The 20,193-nt window shown below is 67.4% G+C and carries 23 protein-coding genes; 12 read left to right on the top strand and 11 right to left on the bottom strand.

Translation table 11 applies throughout. The annotated features are described in order from the left end of the window. Positions 1 to 50 precede the first annotated feature (50 nt). Positions 51 to 431 carry a PLDc N-terminal domain-containing protein gene (locus EV645_RS31795; protein WP_130447732.1) on the bottom strand — a complete coding sequence of 127 codons (381 nt, stop codon included), beginning with the start codon at positions 429 to 431 and terminating at the stop codon, positions 51 to 53. A 164-nt stretch (positions 432 to 595) separates the two neighbouring features. Between EV645_RS31795 and EV645_RS31800 the strand changes: the two genes are divergently transcribed. Then, positions 596 to 1,162 carry an HdeD family acid-resistance protein gene (locus EV645_RS31800; RefSeq protein WP_130447733.1) on the top strand — a complete coding sequence of 189 codons (567 nt, stop codon included), beginning with the start codon at positions 596 to 598 and terminating at the stop codon, positions 1,160 to 1,162. A gap of 286 nt (positions 1,163 to 1,448) precedes the next feature. Here EV645_RS31800 and EV645_RS31810 read toward each other — a convergent pair whose 3' ends face one another. Together EV645_RS31810 and EV645_RS31815 are read right to left on the bottom strand one after the other, a co-directional pair. Continuing rightward, a complete protein-coding gene (locus EV645_RS31810) occupies positions 1,449 to 2,186 on the bottom strand; it encodes an NPCBM/NEW2 domain-containing protein (RefSeq protein WP_130447734.1) in 738 nt (245 codons plus the stop codon). A gap of 843 nt (positions 2,187 to 3,029) precedes the next feature. Further along, positions 3,030 to 4,013, bottom strand: coding sequence for a DUF1444 domain-containing protein (locus tag EV645_RS31815; protein ID WP_130447735.1), 984 nt, complete (start codon positions 4,011 to 4,013; stop codon positions 3,030 to 3,032). A gap of 250 nt (positions 4,014 to 4,263) precedes the next feature. Between EV645_RS31815 and EV645_RS31820 the strand changes: the two genes are divergently transcribed. From EV645_RS31820 to EV645_RS31830, 3 genes are all read left to right on the top strand, one after another. Beyond that, complete coding sequence (locus EV645_RS31820) at positions 4,264 to 5,685, top strand: M1 family metallopeptidase (protein ID WP_198681985.1); 1,422 nt, start codon at positions 4,264 to 4,266, stop codon at positions 5,683 to 5,685. A gap of 218 nt (positions 5,686 to 5,903) precedes the next feature. Continuing rightward, the gene (locus tag EV645_RS31825) at positions 5,904 to 6,878 is read left to right on the top strand and encodes a glycoside hydrolase family 16 protein (protein WP_130447736.1); all 975 of its coding nucleotides are present in this window, start codon (positions 5,904 to 5,906) and stop codon (positions 6,876 to 6,878) included. A gap of 63 nt (positions 6,879 to 6,941) precedes the next feature. Then, a complete protein-coding gene (locus EV645_RS31830; RefSeq protein WP_130447737.1) occupies positions 6,942 to 7,664 on the top strand; it encodes a GntR family transcriptional regulator in 723 nt (240 codons plus the stop codon). Here the strand turns inward: EV645_RS31830 and EV645_RS31835 are convergent. From EV645_RS31835 to EV645_RS31845, 3 genes are read right to left on the bottom strand one after another with little or no spacing between them, the layout of a single operon-like run. Continuing rightward, positions 7,624 to 8,085, bottom strand: a complete 462-nt coding sequence (locus EV645_RS31835; protein ID WP_130447738.1) for a hypothetical protein — start codon at positions 8,083 to 8,085, stop codon at positions 7,624 to 7,626. The two genes, EV645_RS31830 and EV645_RS31835, sit on opposite strands and share 41 nt — an antisense overlap. Continuing rightward, entirely contained in the window at positions 8,082 to 8,849 is a 768-nt protein-coding gene (locus EV645_RS31840; protein ID WP_130447739.1) for an ABC transporter permease, read from the bottom strand. Before EV645_RS31840 ends, EV645_RS31835 begins: the two co-directional genes overlap by 4 nt. Next, positions 8,842 to 9,570: an ABC transporter ATP-binding protein gene (locus tag EV645_RS31845; protein WP_130447740.1), complete on the bottom strand. Its 729-nt coding sequence runs from the start codon at positions 9,568 to 9,570 to the stop codon at positions 8,842 to 8,844. The genes EV645_RS31840 and EV645_RS31845 overlap by 8 nt, the downstream gene beginning before the upstream one ends. 95 nt (positions 9,571 to 9,665) lie before the next feature. On the opposite strand from EV645_RS31845, the gene EV645_RS31850 reads away from it, so the two are divergent. From EV645_RS31850 to EV645_RS31870, 5 genes are all read left to right on the top strand, one after another. Next, positions 9,666 to 10,322: a response regulator transcription factor gene (locus EV645_RS31850; protein ID WP_130447741.1), complete on the top strand. Its 657-nt coding sequence runs from the start codon at positions 9,666 to 9,668 to the stop codon at positions 10,320 to 10,322. A 15-nt stretch (positions 10,323 to 10,337) separates the two neighbouring features. Next, positions 10,338 to 11,585 carry a sensor histidine kinase gene (locus EV645_RS31855; protein ID WP_130447742.1) on the top strand — a complete coding sequence of 416 codons (1,248 nt, stop codon included), beginning with the start codon at positions 10,338 to 10,340 and terminating at the stop codon, positions 11,583 to 11,585. Between the two features lie 222 nt (positions 11,586 to 11,807). Further along, positions 11,808 to 12,392, top strand: a complete 585-nt coding sequence (locus EV645_RS31860; RefSeq protein WP_130447743.1) for a hypothetical protein — start codon at positions 11,808 to 11,810, stop codon at positions 12,390 to 12,392. A 230-nt stretch (positions 12,393 to 12,622) separates the two neighbouring features. Continuing rightward, positions 12,623 to 12,907 carry a DUF1876 domain-containing protein gene (locus EV645_RS31865; protein WP_130447744.1) on the top strand — a complete coding sequence of 95 codons (285 nt, stop codon included), beginning with the start codon at positions 12,623 to 12,625 and terminating at the stop codon, positions 12,905 to 12,907. Between the two features lie 149 nt (positions 12,908 to 13,056). Next, positions 13,057 to 13,683 (top strand): hypothetical protein, encoded by a 627-nt coding sequence (locus EV645_RS31870; protein ID WP_130447745.1) that lies wholly within the window; start codon positions 13,057 to 13,059, stop codon positions 13,681 to 13,683. A gap of 59 nt (positions 13,684 to 13,742) precedes the next feature. On the opposite strand, the gene EV645_RS31875 is transcribed toward EV645_RS31870, so the two are convergent. After that, positions 13,743 to 14,525, bottom strand: coding sequence for a universal stress protein (locus EV645_RS31875; protein ID WP_130447746.1), 783 nt, complete (start codon positions 14,523 to 14,525; stop codon positions 13,743 to 13,745). Further along, positions 14,522 to 15,307, bottom strand: a complete 786-nt coding sequence (locus EV645_RS31880) for a 2-oxo acid dehydrogenase subunit E2 (protein ID WP_242000800.1) — start codon at positions 15,305 to 15,307, stop codon at positions 14,522 to 14,524. Before EV645_RS31880 ends, EV645_RS31875 begins: the two co-directional genes overlap by 4 nt. A gap of 182 nt (positions 15,308 to 15,489) precedes the next feature. On the opposite strand from EV645_RS31880, the gene EV645_RS31885 reads away from it, so the two are divergent. The 3 genes from EV645_RS31885 (at position 15,490) to EV645_RS31890 (ending at position 17,707) form a co-directional block, all read left to right on the top strand. Beyond that, positions 15,490 to 16,464: an Acg family FMN-binding oxidoreductase gene (locus EV645_RS31885; RefSeq protein ID WP_130447748.1), complete on the top strand. Its 975-nt coding sequence runs from the start codon at positions 15,490 to 15,492 to the stop codon at positions 16,462 to 16,464. A 108-nt stretch (positions 16,465 to 16,572) separates the two neighbouring features. Beyond that, positions 16,573 to 16,701, top strand: a complete 129-nt coding sequence (locus tag EV645_RS42945) for a hypothetical protein (RefSeq protein ID WP_422386652.1) — start codon at positions 16,573 to 16,575, stop codon at positions 16,699 to 16,701. A gap of 40 nt (positions 16,702 to 16,741) precedes the next feature. Then, positions 16,742 to 17,707: a PEP/pyruvate-binding domain-containing protein gene (locus EV645_RS31890; RefSeq protein WP_130447749.1), complete on the top strand. Its 966-nt coding sequence runs from the start codon at positions 16,742 to 16,744 to the stop codon at positions 17,705 to 17,707. Positions 17,708 to 17,793: 86 nt separating this feature from the next. On the opposite strand, the gene EV645_RS31895 is transcribed toward EV645_RS31890, so the two are convergent. The 3 genes from EV645_RS31895 to EV645_RS31905 all read right to left on the bottom strand — a co-directional run bounded on the left by EV645_RS31895 (position 17,794) and on the right by EV645_RS31905 (position 20,129). Then, on the bottom strand, positions 17,794 to 18,660 hold the full coding sequence (locus tag EV645_RS31895; protein WP_130447750.1) for a universal stress protein: 867 nt from the start codon (positions 18,658 to 18,660) through the stop codon (positions 17,794 to 17,796). A 117-nt stretch (positions 18,661 to 18,777) separates the two neighbouring features. Beyond that, positions 18,778 to 19,236, bottom strand: coding sequence for a GyrI-like domain-containing protein (locus EV645_RS31900; RefSeq protein WP_130447751.1), 459 nt, complete (start codon positions 19,234 to 19,236; stop codon positions 18,778 to 18,780). A 17-nt stretch (positions 19,237 to 19,253) separates the two neighbouring features. After that, complete coding sequence (locus tag EV645_RS31905; protein ID WP_130447752.1) at positions 19,254 to 20,129, bottom strand: universal stress protein; 876 nt, start codon at positions 20,127 to 20,129, stop codon at positions 19,254 to 19,256. Positions 20,130 to 20,193 lie beyond the last annotated feature (64 nt).

Here is a 20,193-nt window from a genome sequence, read left to right on the forward strand (position 1 = left end):
GACGGCCGTCGCCGGCAGGGACGAGCAGGCAGGTGGCTGTCGGTGACCGATCAGGCCGCGAGCGCCTTCGCCTTCAGGGCGTCGAACTCGGCCTGCGAGATCTTGCCGGTGTCGAGGAGCGAGCTCGCCTGGGCGATCTGGTCGGCCGGACTGGCTGCGCCGGCGACCTGCTTGATGTAGTCGTCCTGCTGGCGCTGGAGGTCAGCGTGGCTGGCCGCCGTCCGCCGTGCCATCCCTTTTCCGCGGGCGATGACATAGATCAGCGCGGTGACGAACGGGAAGAAGAGAAGGGCGACAAGCCAGATGGCTTTGACCCATCCTGAGGTCTCGCTGTCGCGGAACAGGTCCGTGATGATCGAGAACAGCATCATCAGGTAGGCGACGAACGCGAAGCTGATGATGATGAACCACACAATGTCCCAGAAACTCATTGCAGCGTCCTTTCTCCGGTACGCGAAACGCGCGTGATCAAACCCTGGCGTCTCGCGGCCGGGGCAACCTCACCTCGCGGGGATGATCTTCCGGGCCTCGATCCGGACCATGATGAGCCTGATCGCACAACCTGTCGTGTGCGCCGGCCGGGGGAGGTCTGGACATGGATCGGGAGCTGTTCACGTCGAGCTGGAAGATGATGGTGGTCCGCGGAGCGGTCGCCATCGTGTTCGGGATCGCGGCGATCGCCTGGCCGATCGAGACCGGGCTCGCCCTGATGTTGCTGTGGGGATTCTGGGCGTTGCTGGAAGGCATCAGCCTGCTGGTGCAGGCGGTTCGACCCAGTGGTCAGGGAAGCCGGGCGGGACGTGCGCTCCTGGGTGTGATCGCGGTGATCGTGGCGTTCTTCGCAATCTTCAGTCCGGGCGTGACGGCGCAGACACTGACCTGGATCTTCGGCATCTGGCTCATTGTCCGTGGGGTGTTCGAGGCATTCACGGCGTTCAGCAGCTACCGGCTCTCACCCCGCTGGCTGCTCCTCCTGGGCGCCGCACTGTCGATCGTTCTGGGCGTGTTCTTTGTCGCCAATCCCGGCCGCGCCGCGGTTGGCATCGCGGTCTGGCTCGGTCTGATCGCGTTGTGCTGGGGCGTGGTCTTCGTGGTAGCCGGTTTCCTGCACCGCCGCGAACACAACTGGCCCGCCGCCCCCGCGAACCCCGCACCCGCCTGAGTCCTCGAGAACGCCCTGAACCGACTCGCCCCACCCCGGGCACCTGCCGCCGTACGCATCGTGGCGAACAGGTCGCCGGCCACCGCGGGCACGTCATCCGCGGGAAGGGTCGGCCGGAGCGCGGCGAGCATCCGACCGGTCTCGGGCTGCCCGAACCCCATCTTGAGCTCGACATCCGGACTGATCGAGACCGAACCGCCGGTGTCCCCGATCATCTGGATCTCGTCGTCGCCGAGGCCGGCGTGATGACCAGAGGACGCAACCCCGAAAAGCCAGATCGCAGTGTTCAGGTGAGGAGTTGGGGTGTGGTGAGTCCGGCGTTGGGCATCTGGCTGCCCTTGCCGGCCGCCGCGTCGGCGCCGGCCTGGATGGGGGACTTGAGATCGGTCGGGGCGAAGATCCGGATCCTCAGCCGGAGGGCGCCGCGGACGTCGAGTTTGATCGGCACGGACTTGCCAACGCGTGCTGTATAGAAGTGGGCTTCGCCGTCAACGTCGACCTCGATCTTCGTGGTCGTCTTCTCCCCGCCGGCGGTGTCGGCCACTGCGGCTCGCGCGACGAACTGCGTGTACCTCCTGCCGAGGCTCACCTCCCACGTCTGCGGCGAGGTTCCGTTGCAGAACAGATTGCACCGGTAGGTCAGGCTGTTCGCGTAGTCGGTGCCGTTGACGGTCAGGCCCTCGAAGCGCAGGTCGATGGACGAGTTCGCGCCGTCGGAGTTGTCGACCGGCGGGAGGTCGGACAGCAACGCCGGCGGAACCCTCGGTCGGGTCGGTGGCGGGGGACTGGGTTTCGGCGAGCTGGGTGTGGGCTTCACCGTTGGGTGCGCCGTCGTCCGGGCCGGCGGTGCGGACCCGTGGGTCGGACTGGTCGTGACCGGGGATGTGGGCGCCGGCTTCGCCCACGGGAAGCGGTAGTCCTCGGCCCCTGCCCAGACCAGGACGAGCCCGATGAGGATCGTCAGCGCGGCACCGAGCACAGCCTTCCAAGCGGACTTCTTTCGCTCGGGTGAGGTGTCGCCCATACGGCCAGGATAGGTGACAGGTCAGACATCTCGGATGCGCCGGAACCGCGTCGTGCGTCGGCGGCGTCTACGGACTGCTTCGTGCGAGTGTTCGCCCGACCGCAATGCCCTTCTGATAATCAGCTCACCCCGCCGTCTCCTTGGCGCGCGACTGGGTGCTAGTACGGTATCAACGAACGTTGGGGTCGTAACGCGCACCAGGCCCGGCGACGTCGACGGCGTGGCCGTGATCGGTCAGAGGAGTGGATATCCGCCGTCGTTGTGCCTTCTCTGCTGGTGTGCGAGCAGAGAAGGCACAACTCGCGGGGTTATCCGCTCGTGTTGTCGCAGCCGGGGAGATTTGGGTTGCAACCACAACGTTTCTTGCGGCAGCACTAGCACGTCGATTGAGATCCTCCACACGGATAGCTGGCGTTGTGGCTTCGGTAGGGTCGGTCCTCGTTGCCGCCTACGTCACTACGCTGTCGTCAGGGCTGGAGTCGTCCTCCGGTCTGAACGGGGCAACCTCGGCTGTCCAGCCGTCGTACGGCCCACTGCGATTCATCGGTGTCGCGGACACCGTGATCGGGATGCCGCAGTCCGAGACTGCGGATCAGAGGACTGCAGAGCCGCTCGACCAGGTCAGGTGGCCGAGGCCGAGGTACGACGGACCGTGGCGCCGCCGGGTTACCTTCGGGGTGACGTGATGCCGGGGACCCGCACCTCGTGCTCGGCCTGCACCAGGTGGCCCGAATGGTTGCTGTCAGCAACTTATCCCGGAACCCCGCGACAACCGACGCCGGAGTGCCGCACGTCTTCAGTATGGCTGCTGCTGTCCGCACCGAGCCGGTATCGGCGGACCGATCATGTGGATTGCCCGACCGGGTCCTCCCTGATGCTCAGGCGTTGTAGGGCCTCCGAGAACCGGCCGCCGGCCCGGAGGCGTGCGAGGCCGCTCGTGTAGTCGGTCACCTGCTGCCACTCGTTGTCTGCCACGTAGTAGACGTGTGGACTCACAGGGCCTGGTGAGTCCGCGAAGAAGCTGCTCGCGATTCTGACGAGCATCCCGAAGGCGCCGACCACGGTGTGATCTCGTAACACGTGGATGAGCAACATGTCTCGTGCGGGCATGGCGACGAGGCAGCCGAGCGGCGGACTCTCGACTCGCAGCGATTCGCGCAGCACGGTATCGAGGACCAGTGCTCGGGAGGCGGTGAACATACTGCCGGTGAGCATGGCGACGTCGGCATCCGGTCCTTGCACATACTCGACCTGGTCCTTCAGTCGGCGCAGATTCGCCAGGCCTATCCGGGAGGCCTCTTCCCACGGCACCCCGAGACTGTCGACGTCGAAATGCATCGCGACGCCGCGCCCGACGTAGCTGGCCGGCACGGTGACCACACCTGGCACGAACTCAGGCACACTCTCGGCCCAGGTGGGCTCGATCGTGGTCGCACATACCAAGCGAAGATAGAGCTCGCCCTCCAAATCATCCGGAACTGTCGGCCGTCCGTCGACAGGCATCATCTGGTCGAAGTGCGCAGCCACCGCGGCGCGCCACTGTTGTCTTGGCAATCCGGCGACTGTGCGGGCGAGGTTCACGAGACCCGCGACCATCCCGTTTGCGATGTCGCTGTCTCCTCCGATCGGCACCAGCGCCGCCGAGCCGTCGTACCGCAGCGGCAGCCCGCGTTGGGCGACCGCACGCTCGGCCAGACGCACCAACCGCTTCGCCTGGGTCATCGTCAGCGGCATCAGGGTCGGGTGCGACCGATCCCCGTCTGCGTCCTTGCGCCGTCGTCCGCCACCACAGCCGTTCCGACGGTCCCTGTCTTTGCCAGCACTCATCGAGCACCTCCTTGCCCAAAGAAGATATGGACTTTCATCGGCCTGAACCGGACGAGTTCACAACCTGTGGACAACTACTCGACAACCACGGCCCTCACGACAGAGCTCGAGTCAAAGCTCGAGCCTGAGGCCCCGGATCTGGCTGACTTGTCGGGTAGTGGACTGTACGGTTGGGCCAGATTCATCCTGCGGATCACGCCCGATGGACCATCCGTTCGCGCCAGTCCTCGAGGACTGCGGAGGAGGAATTGTGGGACGTGTCGACCGTCGCCGCGGTTATCTGTTGATCATCTGCGCATTGGCTGTTGGGCTGGTGGCCGCAACGGGCCTGCCGGCGGATGCCGCCGCCGGACGCGTGTCGGTGTTCTCGCCGGGCGCACCAGGGGCCGGGGATCCGTACTTCCCCGACATGGGCAACGGCGGCTATGACGTCAGCCATTACGACATCAGGCTGGCGTTCGACCCCAGGACCAAGGCGATCAACGCGACCACGACGATCCTTGCCAGAGCCACGCAGAATCTCTCCCGGTTCAACCTGGATTTCCAGGGACCACTGAAGATCAGCAAGCTCTCGGTCAACGGACGCGACGCGTCTTTCGCCCGCAGCGGTGCGCAGGAGTTGGTGATCACTCCGCGGCGCGGCCTGTGGCGGGGGAGCACGTTTGTCGTCTCGGTGACCTACGCAGGCGTCCCGCAGAAGGTCGACGACCCGGCGCTGGGCGTTTCCGGCTGGGTCGCCACCAAGGACGGCGCGGTCGCAGTCAATCAGCCCATCGGCGCGGCGACGTATTTCCCGGTGAACGACAGCACCGACGACAAGGCGACGTACACCCAGACCATCACCGTGCCGACCGGACTTACCGTGCTGGCCAATGGTGAACCGGGGCCTACCACCAAGCACAACGGCCGGACGACCTTCCGTTGGCACATGAACCAGCCGATGGCCAGCGAGCTGACCATGATCGCGATCGGGAACTACAACGTCACCCGCAGTGTGACGGCCGGCCTCCCGAACATCACCGCGATCGGCAAGTCGATCGACACCGTGGCCGGTCAGGGCAAGGTGTTCAACCAGACCACGGCGCAGATCGTGCAGTGGGAGTCGTCGATGTACGGGCGCTACCCGTTCGACTCGACCGGCGGCATCCTCGCCGACGTCGGCGTCGACTACGCCCTGGAGACGCAGAGCCGACCGGTGTACGACCAGCGCACCAGCGAGGTCGATGGTGACCTGCTTGCTCACGAGCTCGGCCATCAGTGGTTCGGTGACAGTCTCACACCGGTGCACTGGTCGGACATCTGGCTGAACGAAGGCTTCGCCACCTACTCGGAATGGCTCTACCAGGAAAAGTTCAACGGCACCCCGGTGGGACAGAGCTTCGCGGAGGCGTACGCCGGCGAGAAGGACTGGACCGGCAAGGTGGCCGACCCCGGACGGGATCACATCTTCGACGACCTGGTGTACAACCGCGGTGCGATGACCTTGCAGGCGCTCCGCCTGAAGATCGGCGACCGCGCCTTCTTCCAAGTGCTCAACCGGTGGCCGGCGACGTACCGGCACGGCAACGTCTCGACGCAAACCTTCGTCCGATTCGTCGAGCGACTGACTCACCGCGACCTGAGCGCGTTCTTCCACACGTGGCTCTACCAGCCCGGCAAGCCCAAGCTCTGACCGTCCGGCAAGTGGTAAATACCATCCGGGTGTCCTGCCAGCCGCGGCACGAGTTGCGGATATCAATTGTTGGTATTTACCAGTGATTCCCGGCCGATACTGCTTATGTTGAGTCCGTTCGAAAAGATCCGTGGAACTCTTGCAGTTCACTCTTTTGGCATTCATGCTCGACCCTGATCGGCTTCCGCCCGTCCCTGCCGAAGGAGACACGAAGAGCCATGTCACGTCAGCGAACGACCATCTTCCTCGCCGCCGCCGCGTCGATCGCCTCGGTGGTGAGCGGCGCCTCGGCCGCCGTCGGATCGTCCGATCAGGCCGACCGCAAATCGAGCAACTGCGGCGTACTGTTCGACGATTTCCAGTACAACGCGCCCACCGATCCTGCTCTCGCCGCCCACGGCTGGAATGCGCGCAGTGAAATGGGCGGGCCGGGTGTGCCGGGCACTGCCTGGCCGGCAAGCAACATCTCCTTCGTCACCACCGGCGGCCAGAAGGTTGCTCAGCTCAAGGCGACGACCAACGGCGCGGTCTCCGGTACGACGAACGCCGAGCTCCGCCGGACAACCATGAATCTGCGGAACGGGACCTACGCGACCCGCGTCCGGTACGCCGACACGCCGGCCATCGGAACCGACGGCGACCACATCAACGAGACCGCGTTCGCGATCGGCCCGACGAAGTTCGACTACGACCCGATCTACAGCGAGCTCGACTTCACGGAGTACCTGCCGAACGGAGGCTGGGGAGAGGCCGGCCCCGTCAACTTCCAGACGAGCTGGCACACCTTCCGAGAGGACCCGTGGGACGCACGAACCGCGGAGAGCCGTCAGGACAGGTCGCTCGACGGCTGGCACACCTATGTCACTCAGGTCGGCAACGGCCACGCGAGGTACTACATCGACGGCAAGCTCACTGCCGACCACACCGTCGACCAGGACGGCAACACTGTGCTGCCCCGGCAGGACATGAGCATGAACTGGAACCTGTGGTTCATCGATCTGGACGGGCATCAGGGCACTTCGACGAGTGAGTACCGTGAGCAGGTCGACTGGGCCTACTACGCCAAGAACGACACCGTCTCGCCCACACAGGCAGACGCGCGCGTGGCGAAGTACCGCAAACACTCCACCACCTACGAGGACTCCTTGAGCAACGCCGGGAGCTGCGAGAACTACCAGCCACCGGAGCACTGACCTCTACGCCCAGCGCTGCGGCGTAACATACGAAACCTTCCAGCAGAACCAAGGAGGGTCTTCGTGGCAGGCAGCCTGCGAAAGCGAGATCGGGCGCGCGAGCACCTCCTTGGGCTGGTCGAGTCACGAGCGGTCGGCCAGCCCATCCCGTCCGAGCGCCAACTGTCGGCCGAGCTCGAGATCTCCCGACCCACGCTGCGAGCGGTGGTCGACGATCTGGTGCGCGACGGCCGGCTGGTCCGCGAGCACGGCCGCGGCATGTTCGTCGGTAGCCCCAAGGTCGCGCAACAGATCAGCGGCACCCACGGAGCGACGTACCCGACAGCACCCGGGACCTGGACCAGCCGGGTTCTCAGCCACGCCACGATCCCGGCCGGCACCTTGATCGGCAGCCGGCTCGGGGTCACGCCGCACACACCCGTACTGCGGATCGCCCGGCAGCGCTTCGTGAACGGCGACCCGATCTGTGTGGAGACCATCCATGTACTGCAGGGGATCGTCGCCGAGTTCGACGTGCGGGCCATCGAGCAGAAGTCGTTCTACGCGTTACTCGAAGAGCACTACGGCGTGATCCCGACCGACGCCGAACAGACCCACGCGGCAGCGGCGGCCGACGCCACCGAGTCGGCCCTGCTCGGCGTCGGCTTGGAAGCGCCGATTCTGATCGTTGAGCGAACCACCCGTGACCAGAACGGCCGCAGGTTCGAGTTCACCCGCGCGGCCTACCGCGGCGATCGATACCAGTTCAGAACCCACCTGAGCCTTTCGAAGCCGCCCGCCCGATGAGGGTGGCTACAGCGAGGAGGGTTGGTACGACGATGGCGACAGGTACGGCACCGCCGGTGTCGAGGGTCTGGCGTGGTGCGACGGTGATGTGGACGGGTGGCCCCGCGACGAGGGCGCCGTTCTTCGGGATGAGTACGACGTACACCGCGAAATGCCCTGGGTTGACTGCTTGGAAGTCCCAGTCCAAGGAGCTCTGACTGCCGCCGGAGACTGGCTGGGTGACGTCCTGGCTCCAGTCCTCGAGATCGACGTAGACGCCGTCGAGGCTGACCACGTTCAGGTGCGCGACACCAGGACCGGAGTTGTTGACGACCGACTCGACGGTGAGGGTCTGCCCGATCTGAGCCGTCAGTTGGTCGTGGTCCATGGTGATCGTCGGGTCGGCGAGCAGAAGGGGTGCGATCAGGCTCAGGAGGTTCATCGTGTCCCCGCAGTCAGCCGGACGAGTCGCGGGGCCGCTATGAGTAAGGCCCCGACCGCGGCCACGGCGATGACCAGCGGTGAGATCAGGTAGTCGAGGTCCTGGGTCCAGCTACGCCGGGCGACCAGGACCTGTGAGATGTAGTGCAGGGCCGATCCGATCGGATTGATCCGGGTCAGTAGCTGGCCGAAGCCTGTCTTCGGCAGGGCCGGAAGCTGGGTCGGCGCGAACAGTACGAGAAGCAGCAGTAGTCCGCTGGCAAGGCTGGTCCGGTTGGAGTTCGACCAGGCGCTGAAGATCATCCCGAGACCGCCTAGCCCGACAGCCACCAGCGTGCCGACCACCAGTGTCAGGACAGCAGCCTGGCCCGCGCCGGACACACCGCGCCCAAGGACCCACAGGTACGGGATTGCGACGATCAGGCAGGCCAGCCAGATCGTCGCGGCGGCAGCGAGTTTGCCGATGACGATCGCGCGCCGCGGCGCCGGTGTGAGCAGGAGAGCCTCCAGCGTGCCGCGTTCGCGTTCACCGCTGATCGTGTCGGCGCTGATCGCTACCGTGAGGAGGACGCCGACGGCCAGAGCGACCTGGACCATGAGGTTCACGGCCTCGCGCTGCTCGAGGAAGTTCATCGCGCGGTTGGTGGCAGCCAGGTAGGTGATCGCGCTGAGCAAGATGCTGTACCCGAAGATCAGCACCGGGCCGCGCCCACCGATCCAGAGGTCGCGGCTCTCCTGTGTTGCGACGACGTTCCAGCTAGTCATGGCTGTCCTGCCCGGTGAGGTGGAGGAACGCAGTACTCAGGCTGCCGGCTCCGCCGACGATCTCGGCGATCGGGCCTGCGGCCCGGAGCTTGCCGCGGTCGAGGATGAGGAGGCTGTCGCAGACTCGCTCGACCTCGGTCAGAGTGTGAGTCGACAGTACGACGGTTGCGCCGCGTCGCCGGGCGACGTCCGCGATGGTGGCCAGGATCTCGCTCTGACCAGCCGGGTCGAGGCCAAGTGTCGGTTCGTCGAGGAACACCACTGCCGGCTCGTTGACCAGCGCCCTCGCGATGCCAAGACGCTGTTTCATTCCTCGGCTGTACGTCGAGATCCGCGCGCCGGCGCGTTCGCTCAGGCCGACATCGGCCAGTAGCCGCTCAGCGGCGGCTTGCGCATCGCGCCTGCTTTGACCGAACAGCCGCGCGGCGTACCGAAGGTATTCGGCGCCTGACTGGCGGGCCGGGTAGCCGGCGCTCTCGGGCAGCACGCCGATGCGCTGCCTGATCTGATGTGGCTGATCTCCGGGGAAGCCGGCGACGGTGAACGTTCCGCCGGTCGGCTCGAGGATTGTGGTGAGCAGCCGGATCGCGGTGGTCTTGCCGGCGCCGTTGGGCCCGAGGAGACCGATCACCTCGCCCGCGTCCGCCGTGAACGTGAGGCCGTCGAGAGCGTTGCGTGCGCCGTACCGCTTGCACAGACCGCTTGCCTCGATGGTGGCCATGGAACGACGGTAGGTGCGTAGGACTGAACCCTTGCTGAACGCGGCGTTCAGCCAGGATTCAGCGACAATGGAGCACAGTCGCCGGGAGGTGGCAGATGCGCGCACTGGTGGTCGAGGACGAGCTCCGCCTGGCCGTGGGTGTCCGGAACGGTCTGGAGGCCGAGGGCTATGCGGTCGACGTCGCTCTGACCGGCACGGACGGACTGTGGCTGGCCCGCGAGCAGACGTACGACGTCATGTTGCTCGACATCATGCTGCCGCAGGTCGACGGCTTCGAGATCTGCGCGACCTTGCGCGGCGCGGGTGTCTGGACACCGATCTTGATGCTCACGGCAAGGGATGCCGACGCCGACCTGGTCCGGGCGCTGGACACCGGCGCCGACGACTACCTGACGAAGCCGTTCTCGTACGACGTCCTCGTCGCCCGTCTGCGTGCCCTTGTGCGCCGCGGTACGCCGGAGCGTCCGTGCGTGCTCGAGGCCGGCGACCTGCGCATGGACCCGGCCGCTCGGCGAGCGTGGCGAGGAGACACCGAGCTGGTGCTCACGGCGCGCGAGCTGGAACTACTGGAATTCCTGATCCGCCGACGGGGGCAGGTCGTCTCGAAGCGAACGATCCTGGATCACGTCTGGGACTACGACTTCGAGGGTGATCCGAACATCGTCGAGGTGTACATCCGCCGGTTGCGCAGCAAGCTCGGGAGCGACTGCATCACGACGCTGCGCGGAGCCGGCTACCGCATGATCGAGTGACGGCGAGGTGGCGTGATGCGGATACGGGTGACGCTGGCGGCGGTTCTCGTCGTCGGGATCGCCTTGGTGGGCGGGGCTCTGCTGCTCGTCGCGCTGCTGGGGAACGTACTTACCGGCCAGGTCTGCCAGGACTCCCACGAACGTGCCGCACAACTTGCCGCGGGCAACGATCGGCCGCCTTCGACGGCAACCGAGCTGATCCAATGGGTCGATCCGGCCACCGCAGGCGCGCGTATCGCGTCGCCAGGCAGCGGTTGCGTTGCTGTCGAGCCTCCGGGCTACACCGAGGACTTCGTCTTCGCCTCGGCGGCTTCCGGTGCGGGGGAGGTCATCGTGGGACGGCCGCTGGTCGACGTACTGGACTCGACGCGGTTCGTACGGCGGGTGCTCGTGGTCGGCGTGCCGTTGATGATGGGAGTGGTCGGAGGGGTGACGTGGCTCGTGACGGGTCGGATGCTGGCCCCGGTCACCGCGATCCGGCGCGAAGTCGACGAGATCACCGCAGCCGAGCTCCATCGGCGTGTTCCCGCCGCGCGCAGGGATGAGGTCGGACGCCTGGCAACGACGATGAACCGGATGCTGGACCGTCTGCAGCGCTCGCACGAGAGCCGCCTGCAGTTCGTCTCGGATGCCTCGCACGAACTGCGGTCGCCGATCGCGACGATCCGTCAGCATGCCGAGGTGGCCCGGGCGTATCCCGACCGTACGTGCGTCGCCGAACTTGCCGCCACGGTGCTGGCCGAGGACCTGAGGATGCAGTGCCTGGTGGACGATCTCCTGCTGCTCGCCCGCGCCGACGAGGAGCCGGCCGGTTGTCCGGATACGCCGGTCGACCTTGATGACGTGGTGTTCGCCGCGGCCAGGAAGTTGCGTGAGGCAACGAACCTGACCATCGAGACGGCGGCCGTCTCGGCCGGGCAGGTCCGTGGCGACAGGGCCGCGCTCGCCAGGATGGTCGGAAACCTCGCCGGCAACGCGGCTCGGCATGCCCGGAGCCTCGTCACGTTCTCGCTGTCGGAGTCCGCCGGCGGTGTCTTGCTGACAGTCGCGGACGACGGACCCGGCATCGCGCCCGCAGACAGGTCACGGGTCTTCGACCGCTTCGTGCGGCTCGACGCGGCTCGCACCCGCGAGTCCGGTGGCGCCGGTCTCGGCCTTGCGATCGTCGCCAAGATCGTCGAGAGCCACGGCGGCACGATCGAGATCGACACCTCGCCGACCGGCGGCGCAAGCCTCGTCGTCAATCTTCCCAGGGCGGCATGACTGGTACTTCTATTGCGCGGAGTGGGGGAGTCGTGGATGGTCTGCGGCCGAGGGCACGTACGCGGCGCGAGCCTCCTGGCGTCGACCCGAGGAGATCGGGCCGATCGGCCCCCGGATCAGGGTCGTTTGGTGCGTAGTCGCGGCAGGTGATGTGGACCAAGACTCTAAGCAACATCGTTCAGCACTCTGTTGCCGCAGCTTGCGGCTTGAAAGGAACCGATCATGCGCCGCAAGACGTTCGATGCGCTGCTCACCTCTGCCGGGTTCGTTCTGGCGATCGTTCTGGTCGCGGCGGGCGGTCTGTTGCTGTGGGCCCATAACTTTGTGGACAACCAGGTCCAGAGTCAGCTCGCCGCTCAGCAGATCTTCTTCCCGAAGGCCGGCAGCGAGTCCCTCAACGACCCGGCCGTCAAGCCGTACCTGTCGCAGTACGCCGGGCAGCAGTTGGTGACCGGTGCCCAGGCCGAGGCGTACGCGAACCACTTCATCGCCGTGCACATCAACGAGATGGCCGGTGGCAAGACGTACTCGCAGCTGTCCGCGGAGTCGCTGGCCAATCCCAACGACGCCAAGCTGGCCGGCCAGGTGCAGACCGTCTTCCGTGGTGAGACGTTGCGCGGCCTGCTGCTCAACGCCTACGCCTTCGGCAAGATGGGCGAGATCGCTCTGATCGCCGCCATCGCCGCGTTGGCGGCGGCCGGGCTCCTGCTGGTCATGTCGCTCCTTGGCTACGCCCACCTGCGCCGGGTTCCCGCCGACGCCGAGGTCATGCCGAAACTGACCGCTGCGGTGCCGCACACCGCCTGACCTCGCGATTCGGAACCGCCGGCCCGTCGACAGGGCCGGCGGTTCCGCCATGTTCCGCTGATGCGCTTCGGACAGCGGTTCGCACGACTGCGACCGGACAGGGCGGGTGGTGGACGGCCCGACAGGGCAGAAGTCCCCGCCGCGGATGGACCGGATGGCCCTGGCCGGTCGAGGGGGGAGCACAGACGATGGCAGCGAGAGCGGAAACTTCTACGCGGAAGGACAGGACGATGACCACGAGGATCACGAGCAGACGCTGGCGCGTCGACATCTTCGTCGACGAGCACGAGGACGAGCACACGACCCACGCCGAGGCTCGCCTGCACACCACCGACAAGACTCACCTGATCGGTCGGGGTGCCGCGCACCGGAGCCCGGTCGACAGCGAGATCGCCGAGATCGGCGACGAACTCGCCGTGGCACGCGCCCTGTCGGACCTGGCGCACAAGCTGCTGCACGCGGCCGCCTCCGACATCGAAGCGATCACCCATGAGCGCGTCCGCATTCTCAGCTGATGGCAATCGTCCCCCCGGAGTGATCGGAGCTCGAGCCGTACGGCGTACGGGCCGGCGGGACTCTTGAAAGGTTGGGACTTTCGGCCCTGGTCCGGGCTCGGGGACATGGGGTGCACTGAAGGGAGCCGATGGGCAAGGGGGGATCGGCCATGGGATCTCGCGGCTTCTCGTCCGACGGCAACGCGGCGGTGGGCCAGTTCGGCGCGTTCTATCGCGGTGTGTGGCGGTCATTCTGCGGGGTGTCGTTCCTGCTCGGCGTTCTTGCGGTGTTGTTGCTGTTTCCGCAGGTCCTGGCGCTTGCGTTCCTGACCGGTCTCCTGGCTGGAGCGACGGCTGCGACCATGTACAGCGCCAGTGATACGGCCCGCTGGACCAGGCGGCAGGTCATGACTGCCGCTGCTGCAGGAGCTGCGGCGATCGTGCTGGCCGGGGGCCTCGCCGTCGTCCTCGGATCGAGTGTGCTCTGGCTCGTCGCTCTCCTCGGTGCGACTTCGCCGCCTGTCGTCCAGTGGTGCACCGGGATGCGGGGCCCGGGTACGGCGGCCAGTCGCCGCGACGTACCGGAACGCAGTACAGCGGACCTCTGCCGGCAATGGCGTGAAAGCTACGACGCGCTCCGGCAAGCGAGGACCGACGCCCAACGCCTCCGCATCGTCGTGGAACGCCAGCGATGCCTGGACGAGCTCGACCGGCGCGATCCCGAGGGACTGCAGGCCTGGTTGGCCTCCGCCGCCAGCGCTGCCGGCGACCCGACCAGATTCCTCAAGAACCAATAGTCCCGGAGGCCTTCGGACCCGGTGGCAGGTGGCCAGGCGTGGCGGGGTGCGTGGTGATGTCAGCCTCCGATGGCAGCCGCGGGAATGATCGCGACGGGGCAGTCGGCGTGGTGAAGGACTGTTTGACTGACGGAGCCGATCAGCATGCCGGCGAAGCCGCCGCGGCCGCGGGCGCCGAGGACGATCAGGCTCGCGTCGGTGGCGAGTCGCAGGAGGTGTTCGGCGGGATGGCCCGTGATCTGGATCAGTTCTGCCTCGTGGCCACCGCGTGCTTGGACCGCCCGGTGCAGCTCGGCCTCCGTGATCCGGTGCAGCTCGGTTCCTTCGGGCTGGGCCGCGACGACGCGTACGGCGAGGTCGTGCCGGCGGGCGTAGTCGAGACCGAAGTCGAGCGCGGTGTCGCTTGCCCGCGAACCGTCGTACCCGATGACGACGCGTACGCCGGCCAGGCTGCCGAGGTCCGGGCGTACTACGACCACCGGGCACCGCGCGTTCGCTGCGAGGTCGAGGCCCGTGGCCCCGACAAGTCCGCCGATCATCACGCCGAGACCTCGACTGCCGATCACCACCGCCGCGGCTTCGCCGGAGGCCTTCACCAGGATCACCGACGGGGTGCCCTTCTCGATCCGGGTGTCGGTCGGGACAGCAGGTTCTTGCCCACGCGCCAACATGACCGCGTGGTAGACGATGTCGCCTGCTGGGGACACCGAGGCGCCGGGCGTCGCGGCGTACAGCAGCTGAAGTCCGGTGTGCAGCGAGGCGGCTTCGGCAGCGGCCCATTTGACCGCGACCTCTGCGGCGGGGGAGCCGTCGATGCCCACGACAACAGGTTTGTGACTCATACCGGTTCCTTCTCGGTGAGGTGCGAGCGGATTCCGTCGCCGGCCAGGAGCAGCTCGCGGAGCCGACCGACGAAACGGGCACCTGGAGCGCCGTCGACGACGTCGTGGTCCAGACTGACGGTCAGCTGGAGAAACTCGCGTTCGACCAGCACGCCTTGGAAGAAGATGGGCCGTCGGGCGATACCGCCGATGACGACACTGAGGGTGTGCAGCTGAAACCCGATGCCCCACCCGGCGCCAGCGCCGAACATGCCCACCGCCGTCACCCCGATGGTCCCGGCCAGAGCCCGCTGCCGGCGGGGCAGTCGGTGTACAGCACCGAGCAGCGCCACGCGGACAAAGCCGGGCAGCAGCAGGTATGCATGGACCCACGGCGCCTTCCGAACCGATGAGCTCAGCTGTGGGTCCGTCTTGACCGCATGGATCTCGTCGTGCAGGTCCTGGACCGTACGGCGCCCCGCGTCCCGAAGGACGTGGGTGAAGGCGAACGGCGAGCCGTCGACCTCGACTTCGACGGGGAGGCCGACGTCGACCTGGTTGAAGACCACAATGCGGCCGCGGAGATCGCGGTACGCCTGGACGCTGGGGTCGGCGGCAACCGCGGTGGCGACGCAATGGATCACGAACGCGGTGAAGAGCTCCTTGGCGTCGTCTCGGCGCAGGGCACCCCGCGCGGACGTGACGTCGACCTCGAACAAGCCGTGGATGGCATGGCGCCGGCGTGCCGCGCGGCCGGCGTCGATCACCAGCTGCCGGACCCACGGCATCGGTCGTACCTGCATGTCCTGCACGAGCCACCTCCTGAGCCGGTGTTCTTCGAGCATCGACCCGGCGGATGGCCGTTCGCATCTGCCGATCGGTCCCCGCACTCCGGGACCTTGGACCTTCAGGGGCGGAAGTGCGGGGACAGGGACGGGCCTTTCGCCTCTACGGTCATCGGCCAGGGGTGCGGTGCACTGACGGCATGACCACAGATGAGACCACCGGCCTGCCGGAAACGGTGCGGGACGACTTGCTGCGGGCCGCGGTGGCGGCGCCGTCGATGCATAACACCCAGCCGTGGCGGTTCCGGTTCGTGGAGCGGACGGTCGAGGTGTACAGGGACCGCGAGCGGGAGCTGCCGGCTGAGGATCCGTCGCGACGGATGCTGTTCATATCGCTGGGTGCCGCGATCTTCAACCTGCGGGTGGCGGCCGCGGCGGATGGGATGGGCTCCGAGGTGCGCCACCTGGTCGATCAGCGGCGCCCGGATCTCATCGCCGTCGTAGAGCTGGGAGAGCGGCCGAACGGACAGCTGGCGGCGCTCGCGCCGTACCTGACCGAGCGCCGGACGAACCGGGAGCCGTTCACGGACGAGCGGTTGCCGGCTCAGCTCCGGACCGAGCTCGACCTGTGCGCTCGGATGGAAGGCGCAGTACTGCAATGGCTCGATACATCGGCCCGGCAATGGTGGTTGCGGATGGCAACGAACGAGGCGGTGGCCGCGGACGACGCGTCGTCGGCGCGGACTGCTGAGCGTAGACGTTGGGTCGGTGGCGATCGGCCGGTCGACGGTGTGCCGTCGAGCGCTCTGGGTTCGCGGGCGGCAGGCGGTGAGTCGGTGGCGCGGGACATGGCCGCCACGCAGGCCGATGCTGTGCGCCCGGTGGCCGCTTTCGAACGGGAGCCGCAACTCGCGGTCCTCGCGACCCGGTACGACGGGCCGATCGAGTGGCTGCGAGCCGGGCAGGCGTTGGAGCACGTGCTCCTCGAAGCCACCGCACGAGGGCTGTCCATGTCGTTGCTGAATCAGGCGATCGAGCATGAGGAACTGCGGGCGCAGATCAACGATCCGCTCGGCCCGTGGCAGCGTCCGCAGACGGTGATCCGGTTCGGCTACGGTTCCTCGGTCCCGCCGACGCCTCGCCGAGCCGTCGGGGACGTGCTGATCCGCGATTGACGGGTGGGCTGAGTGGGCCGGGTGGTCCCGCAGGTCGGGACCTTGGGCTCTGACCGCGGCAGCCGGTCCGGGTGAGTCTGAAGTGAGACGGATCGGCGACCCGGCGTCGTGCATCTTCGGCGCGCAGCGCACGCAGGTCCAGATCACCTGGTCGAGGTCTTCGGCTGGTACGACAACGAATGGGGCTACACGAGCCGCCTGGTCCACCTGACCGAGCTCGTCGCCGCCTCGCTGTGAGTTTCAGGGACATCAGGGATTTGAGGGGAGCGGAGGAACGATGAACAGCGAGTACGCCGTCCGGCTCGACGGTCACGTGGATGCGGCACAGGTAGGCGTGAAGGCTGCCCGGCTGGCCGAACTGGCCGGTGAGGGCATCCGGGTTCCCGAAGGCTTCGCGGTGACCGCGGACGCTTACGGTGAGTTCGTCCGGGAGGCGCGGCTGGGGCCCGTGATCGCGCGGTCCGTCCGCAGGTTCCGGGCCGGTCGCGACCTGGTCGTGGCCGCAGCAGAGATCCGCTCCGCTTTCCGCGATGCGTCGCTGCCCGAGACGGTGGTCGACGACATCCTGAAGGCCTATCAGGCGCTGGGCGGCGACAGTACCGAGGTCGTCGTTCGTTGCAGCCCGGTGACGTCGGCCGACGCCGTCCGGGACGACGTCTTCCTGCACCTGACCACCGGGGCCGACGTGATCGCCGCCTGCCGGCGGTGCTTCGCGTCGCTTTTCGGCGCCGTTGCCGTCGGCAACCGTGAGGCCGAGGGCATCGATCATCTCCGGGTGGTGATGCCGGTGACCGTGCAGCGGATGGTGCGCTCCGATCTCGGGAGCTCAGGCACGGCCCGCGGCGAGAGCACGTTCGTCCGGGTACGCGCGTCCTGGGGGCTCGGCCAGCCGTCGGCCGCACATGCCGACCTGTACTCCGTCCATCCCGGCGCCCGCCCGATGATCGTCAAGCACCGCGGCGCCAAGCGGACGAAGACCGTGTACGCCGGTCTCCGCGGAACCCGCACGATCCCGACGACCGCGGCGGAGCGAGCCGGCCTGGTGCTGACCGACGACGATCTCCGCGAACTCGCTCGGTGGTCGGTCATCGCGGACAAACACTTCCGCCGGCCGACAGCCCTGGAGTGGGCGAAGGACGGATGCTCGGGTGAGCTCGTTGTCGTCGAGGTCCGTCCGGCAGTCCCGGCGATCGTGACGATCCAGGCTTGTCGTCGTACCGCGCTCGAGGTGCAGTACCGCTGACGTGAGTTCAGCATCGACGCCCCGCCCGAGAGCCAGACCGCCCTGCGCTGGGCGGTCTTGCTGCGCCCGCTGTGAGCGCGGTCCTCTCAGGAGTCCGGATGGTGTACGACGGCGACCGGGCTGTGGGAGTGGTACAGCAGGCCGCGGGCCACGGTCCCCATCCGTAGCTCGGAGAACGCCGTACGGCCGAGTCCTCCCACCACCACGAGATCGGCGTCCTGGGACTCGCGAGCCAGGGCGAGAACCGGGTGATCGGTGATGCTGCGCCAATGGACCGCGACGTCGGGGTACTTCGCGATCCACCCCTCGAGGGTCCGCGCGAGCAGTTCGTCGGCGGTGTCGCGCCACGGCTCGCGGTCCGGGTCGTCCCAGACGTTGGGGTCCGGGTAGCTCTCCGGGGCCTCGATCGCGTGGACACCGACGATCTCGGCACCGGTCGTCGGGGCCAGCTCGAACGCGAATTGGAGCGCGTCCTGACCTTCGACGGATCCGTCGATGCCGACCACGATCCGCCCGCGGGGCGGGGCCTTGGGGTTCCAGGTATCGGGCACGACGACCAGAGGCACCTTCGTGCTGAGCGCCGTACACACCTGGGAGGTCGAGCCGAGAACGAGTTCGGCGAAGCCGCCCATGCCGCGGCGCCCGACGACCAGCGCCTGGGACTGCTCGGACTGCTCGAGCAAGATCTGGGCCGGCCGTCCGTGCCGGACTTCGAGCGACGCGGATCCGAAGCCGATCAGTTCGAGTTCGTCGAGGGCGTCGTCGAGTACTTCGCTGCCGTCGTCGCGGGTGGCGGGCGGCGCGCCGACGGCTACGTGGCGGTCCTCGTCCACTACATGCACCGCGTGCAGCGGCGCCGCGTGCAGCAGCGCGTACGACGCTGCCCAGGTCAGCGCGATCAGACCGTCGCGGGATCCGTCGATCCCCACCAGCACCGGTAGTTGGGTGGGCATGAGGACCTCCTGGACTCGTACTCCTGGCAGCTCCAGTCAAGCCGTCAGGATGCGGCGTGGGCAGGGCCGAAGGTCCTGATGAACAGTGCGTTTCGGCCGCTGCTCCCGTCGGCCGGATCAGGCAGATACGAAGGTGATGGGCTGGACAACCTCGATGCGGGTGCCGACGTAGTCGCAGGTGGGCAGGTCGTGGTAGACCTCCCAGCTGTCTCCGGTCGCGATCGCGTCGTCGGACGCCAGCCATTTGTCGATGGCTTGGTAGGTCAGATCAATCTTCTCGTCCGGAGCGGTGTGCCAGATCGCGACCGCCGGTCCGCCCGGCAGAGTGGACGGCTCGACTGGTCCGCTTTCCGGAATCGGGGCGGCGACGGGGAAACCGACCTCCGCCTCGACCGCTCCGTCGGGCAGCTGGTGACACCGGGCGAACGGGAAGCCCGTGGGCGCGATGCCGCGGTGTAGCAGATGCTCGGCGACGACAGCGCAGGCGGACGGCACCCAGTCCGCCAACTGGCCGCGGACCAACCGGGTCCGGCGGACTGCGGTGGGCTGTTCGGGAAGGGCTCGGACTTGGCACATGGTGGCTCCGCGAGCGCTCAGTGAACGACTGCGATGGGTGAATGAACGTGGTGCAGGACGCTTTGGCTCACGGATCCGAGGACCAGGCCGCTGAATCCGCCGCGGCCACGCGAGCCGACAACGACCAGCTCAGCCGAGGCCGAACGGCGTACGAGTGCCTCGGCCGCCGAGCCCAGGGCGAGTTCGGTCGTCCACTTGACGTCCGGGTGGTCTGCGGCCGCGCCGGCTACCGACTCGGCGACGAGCAGGCGCGATTCCTCGCGGATCTGTTCCTCGTCGAACTGCAGCATCGAGGCACCGTCGGCATAGGTCAGGAACGGACTTGTCCACGCATGGATCGCAACGACCTGTGCGTGTAACGACTCGGCCTGGTCGAAGGCGAAGTCGATGGCCTTCGCCGAGGCCTTGGAGCCGTCGACACCGACGATGACGGTCGGTCCCGCGTCTCCGTGCGGCTGCTCGTCGTGCGGGATCACCACGACAGGGCAGTCGGCGTGCGCGGTGACCTGGACCGCAACCGAGCCGACGAGCAGTCCGCTCCAGCCGCCGAGTCCACGCGATCCGAGGACCACGAGCCTGGCGTCCCGAGCCGCGTCGACCAGCGTCTTCGCGGCGGAGCCGCCGACGAGGCTGGTCTCGACCCGCAGACCCGGGTGCTGCTCACGGACGCCGGCGGCGACCTCGTCCAGACCCTTCTGGCGGGAAGCTCGCACCGCCTCGAGCGGGACCACCTTTCCTGGGGACGGCCGGGTGAGGATCACGATCTCGAAGGCCTCGACGATCTGCAGTGGTGCCATCGCACGGTCGGCCGCGGCGGCGGCCCATTTCAGGGCTGCGATGCTGCCTGGTGAGCCGTCGTACCCGATCACGATCGGGGTGGGCTGTGTCGACATGACATTGACCTCCTTGGGTGTTCAGAACCATCGGTCGAGGGAATCACCGGCCATGGGCACCTCC

The sequence above is a fragment of the Kribbella rubisoli genome (assembly GCF_004217145.1).
Classification (GTDB): Bacteria; Actinomycetota; Actinomycetes; order Propionibacteriales; family Kribbellaceae; genus Kribbella; species Kribbella rubisoli.

Coding starts and splice junctions, on each gene's coding strand:
- EV645_RS31795 (WP_130447732.1), bottom strand. CDS start 431: ATGAGTTTCTGGGACATTGTGTGGTTCATCATCATCAGCTTCGCGTTC.
- EV645_RS31800 (WP_130447733.1), top strand. CDS start 596: ATGGATCGGGAGCTGTTCACGTCGAGCTGGAAGATGATGGTGGTCCGC.
- EV645_RS31810 (WP_130447734.1), bottom strand. CDS start 2,186: ATGGGCGACACCTCACCCGAGCGAAAGAAGTCCGCTTGGAAGGCTGTG.
- EV645_RS31815 (WP_130447735.1), bottom strand. CDS start 4,013: ATGAGTGCTGGCAAAGACAGGGACCGTCGGAACGGCTGTGGTGGCGGA.
- EV645_RS31825 (WP_130447736.1), top strand. CDS start 5,904: ATGTCACGTCAGCGAACGACCATCTTCCTCGCCGCCGCCGCGTCGATC.
- EV645_RS31835 (WP_130447738.1), bottom strand. CDS start 8,085: ATGAACCTCCTGAGCCTGATCGCACCCCTTCTGCTCGCCGACCCGACG.
- EV645_RS31840 (WP_130447739.1), bottom strand. CDS start 8,849: ATGACTAGCTGGAACGTCGTCGCAACACAGGAGAGCCGCGACCTCTGG.
- EV645_RS31845 (WP_130447740.1), bottom strand. CDS start 9,570: ATGGCCACCATCGAGGCAAGCGGTCTGTGCAAGCGGTACGGCGCACGC.
- EV645_RS31850 (WP_130447741.1), top strand. CDS start 9,666: ATGCGCGCACTGGTGGTCGAGGACGAGCTCCGCCTGGCCGTGGGTGTC.
- EV645_RS31855 (WP_130447742.1), top strand. CDS start 10,338: ATGCGGATACGGGTGACGCTGGCGGCGGTTCTCGTCGTCGGGATCGCC.
- EV645_RS31860 (WP_130447743.1), top strand. CDS start 11,808: ATGCGCCGCAAGACGTTCGATGCGCTGCTCACCTCTGCCGGGTTCGTT.
- EV645_RS31865 (WP_130447744.1), top strand. CDS start 12,623: ATGACCACGAGGATCACGAGCAGACGCTGGCGCGTCGACATCTTCGTC.
- EV645_RS31870 (WP_130447745.1), top strand. CDS start 13,057: ATGGGATCTCGCGGCTTCTCGTCCGACGGCAACGCGGCGGTGGGCCAG.
- EV645_RS31875 (WP_130447746.1), bottom strand. CDS start 14,525: ATGAGTCACAAACCTGTTGTCGTGGGCATCGACGGCTCCCCCGCCGCA.
- EV645_RS31880 (WP_242000800.1), bottom strand. CDS start 15,307: ATGCAGGTACGACCGATGCCGTGGGTCCGGCAGCTGGTGATCGACGCC.
- EV645_RS31885 (WP_130447748.1), top strand. CDS start 15,490: ATGACCACAGATGAGACCACCGGCCTGCCGGAAACGGTGCGGGACGAC.
- EV645_RS31890 (WP_130447749.1), top strand. CDS start 16,742: ATGAACAGCGAGTACGCCGTCCGGCTCGACGGTCACGTGGATGCGGCA.
- EV645_RS31895 (WP_130447750.1), bottom strand. CDS start 18,660: ATGCCCACCCAACTACCGGTGCTGGTGGGGATCGACGGATCCCGCGAC.
- EV645_RS31900 (WP_130447751.1), bottom strand. CDS start 19,236: ATGTGCCAAGTCCGAGCCCTTCCCGAACAGCCCACCGCAGTCCGCCGG.
- EV645_RS31905 (WP_130447752.1), bottom strand. CDS start 20,129: ATGTCGACACAGCCCACCCCGATCGTGATCGGGTACGACGGCTCACCA.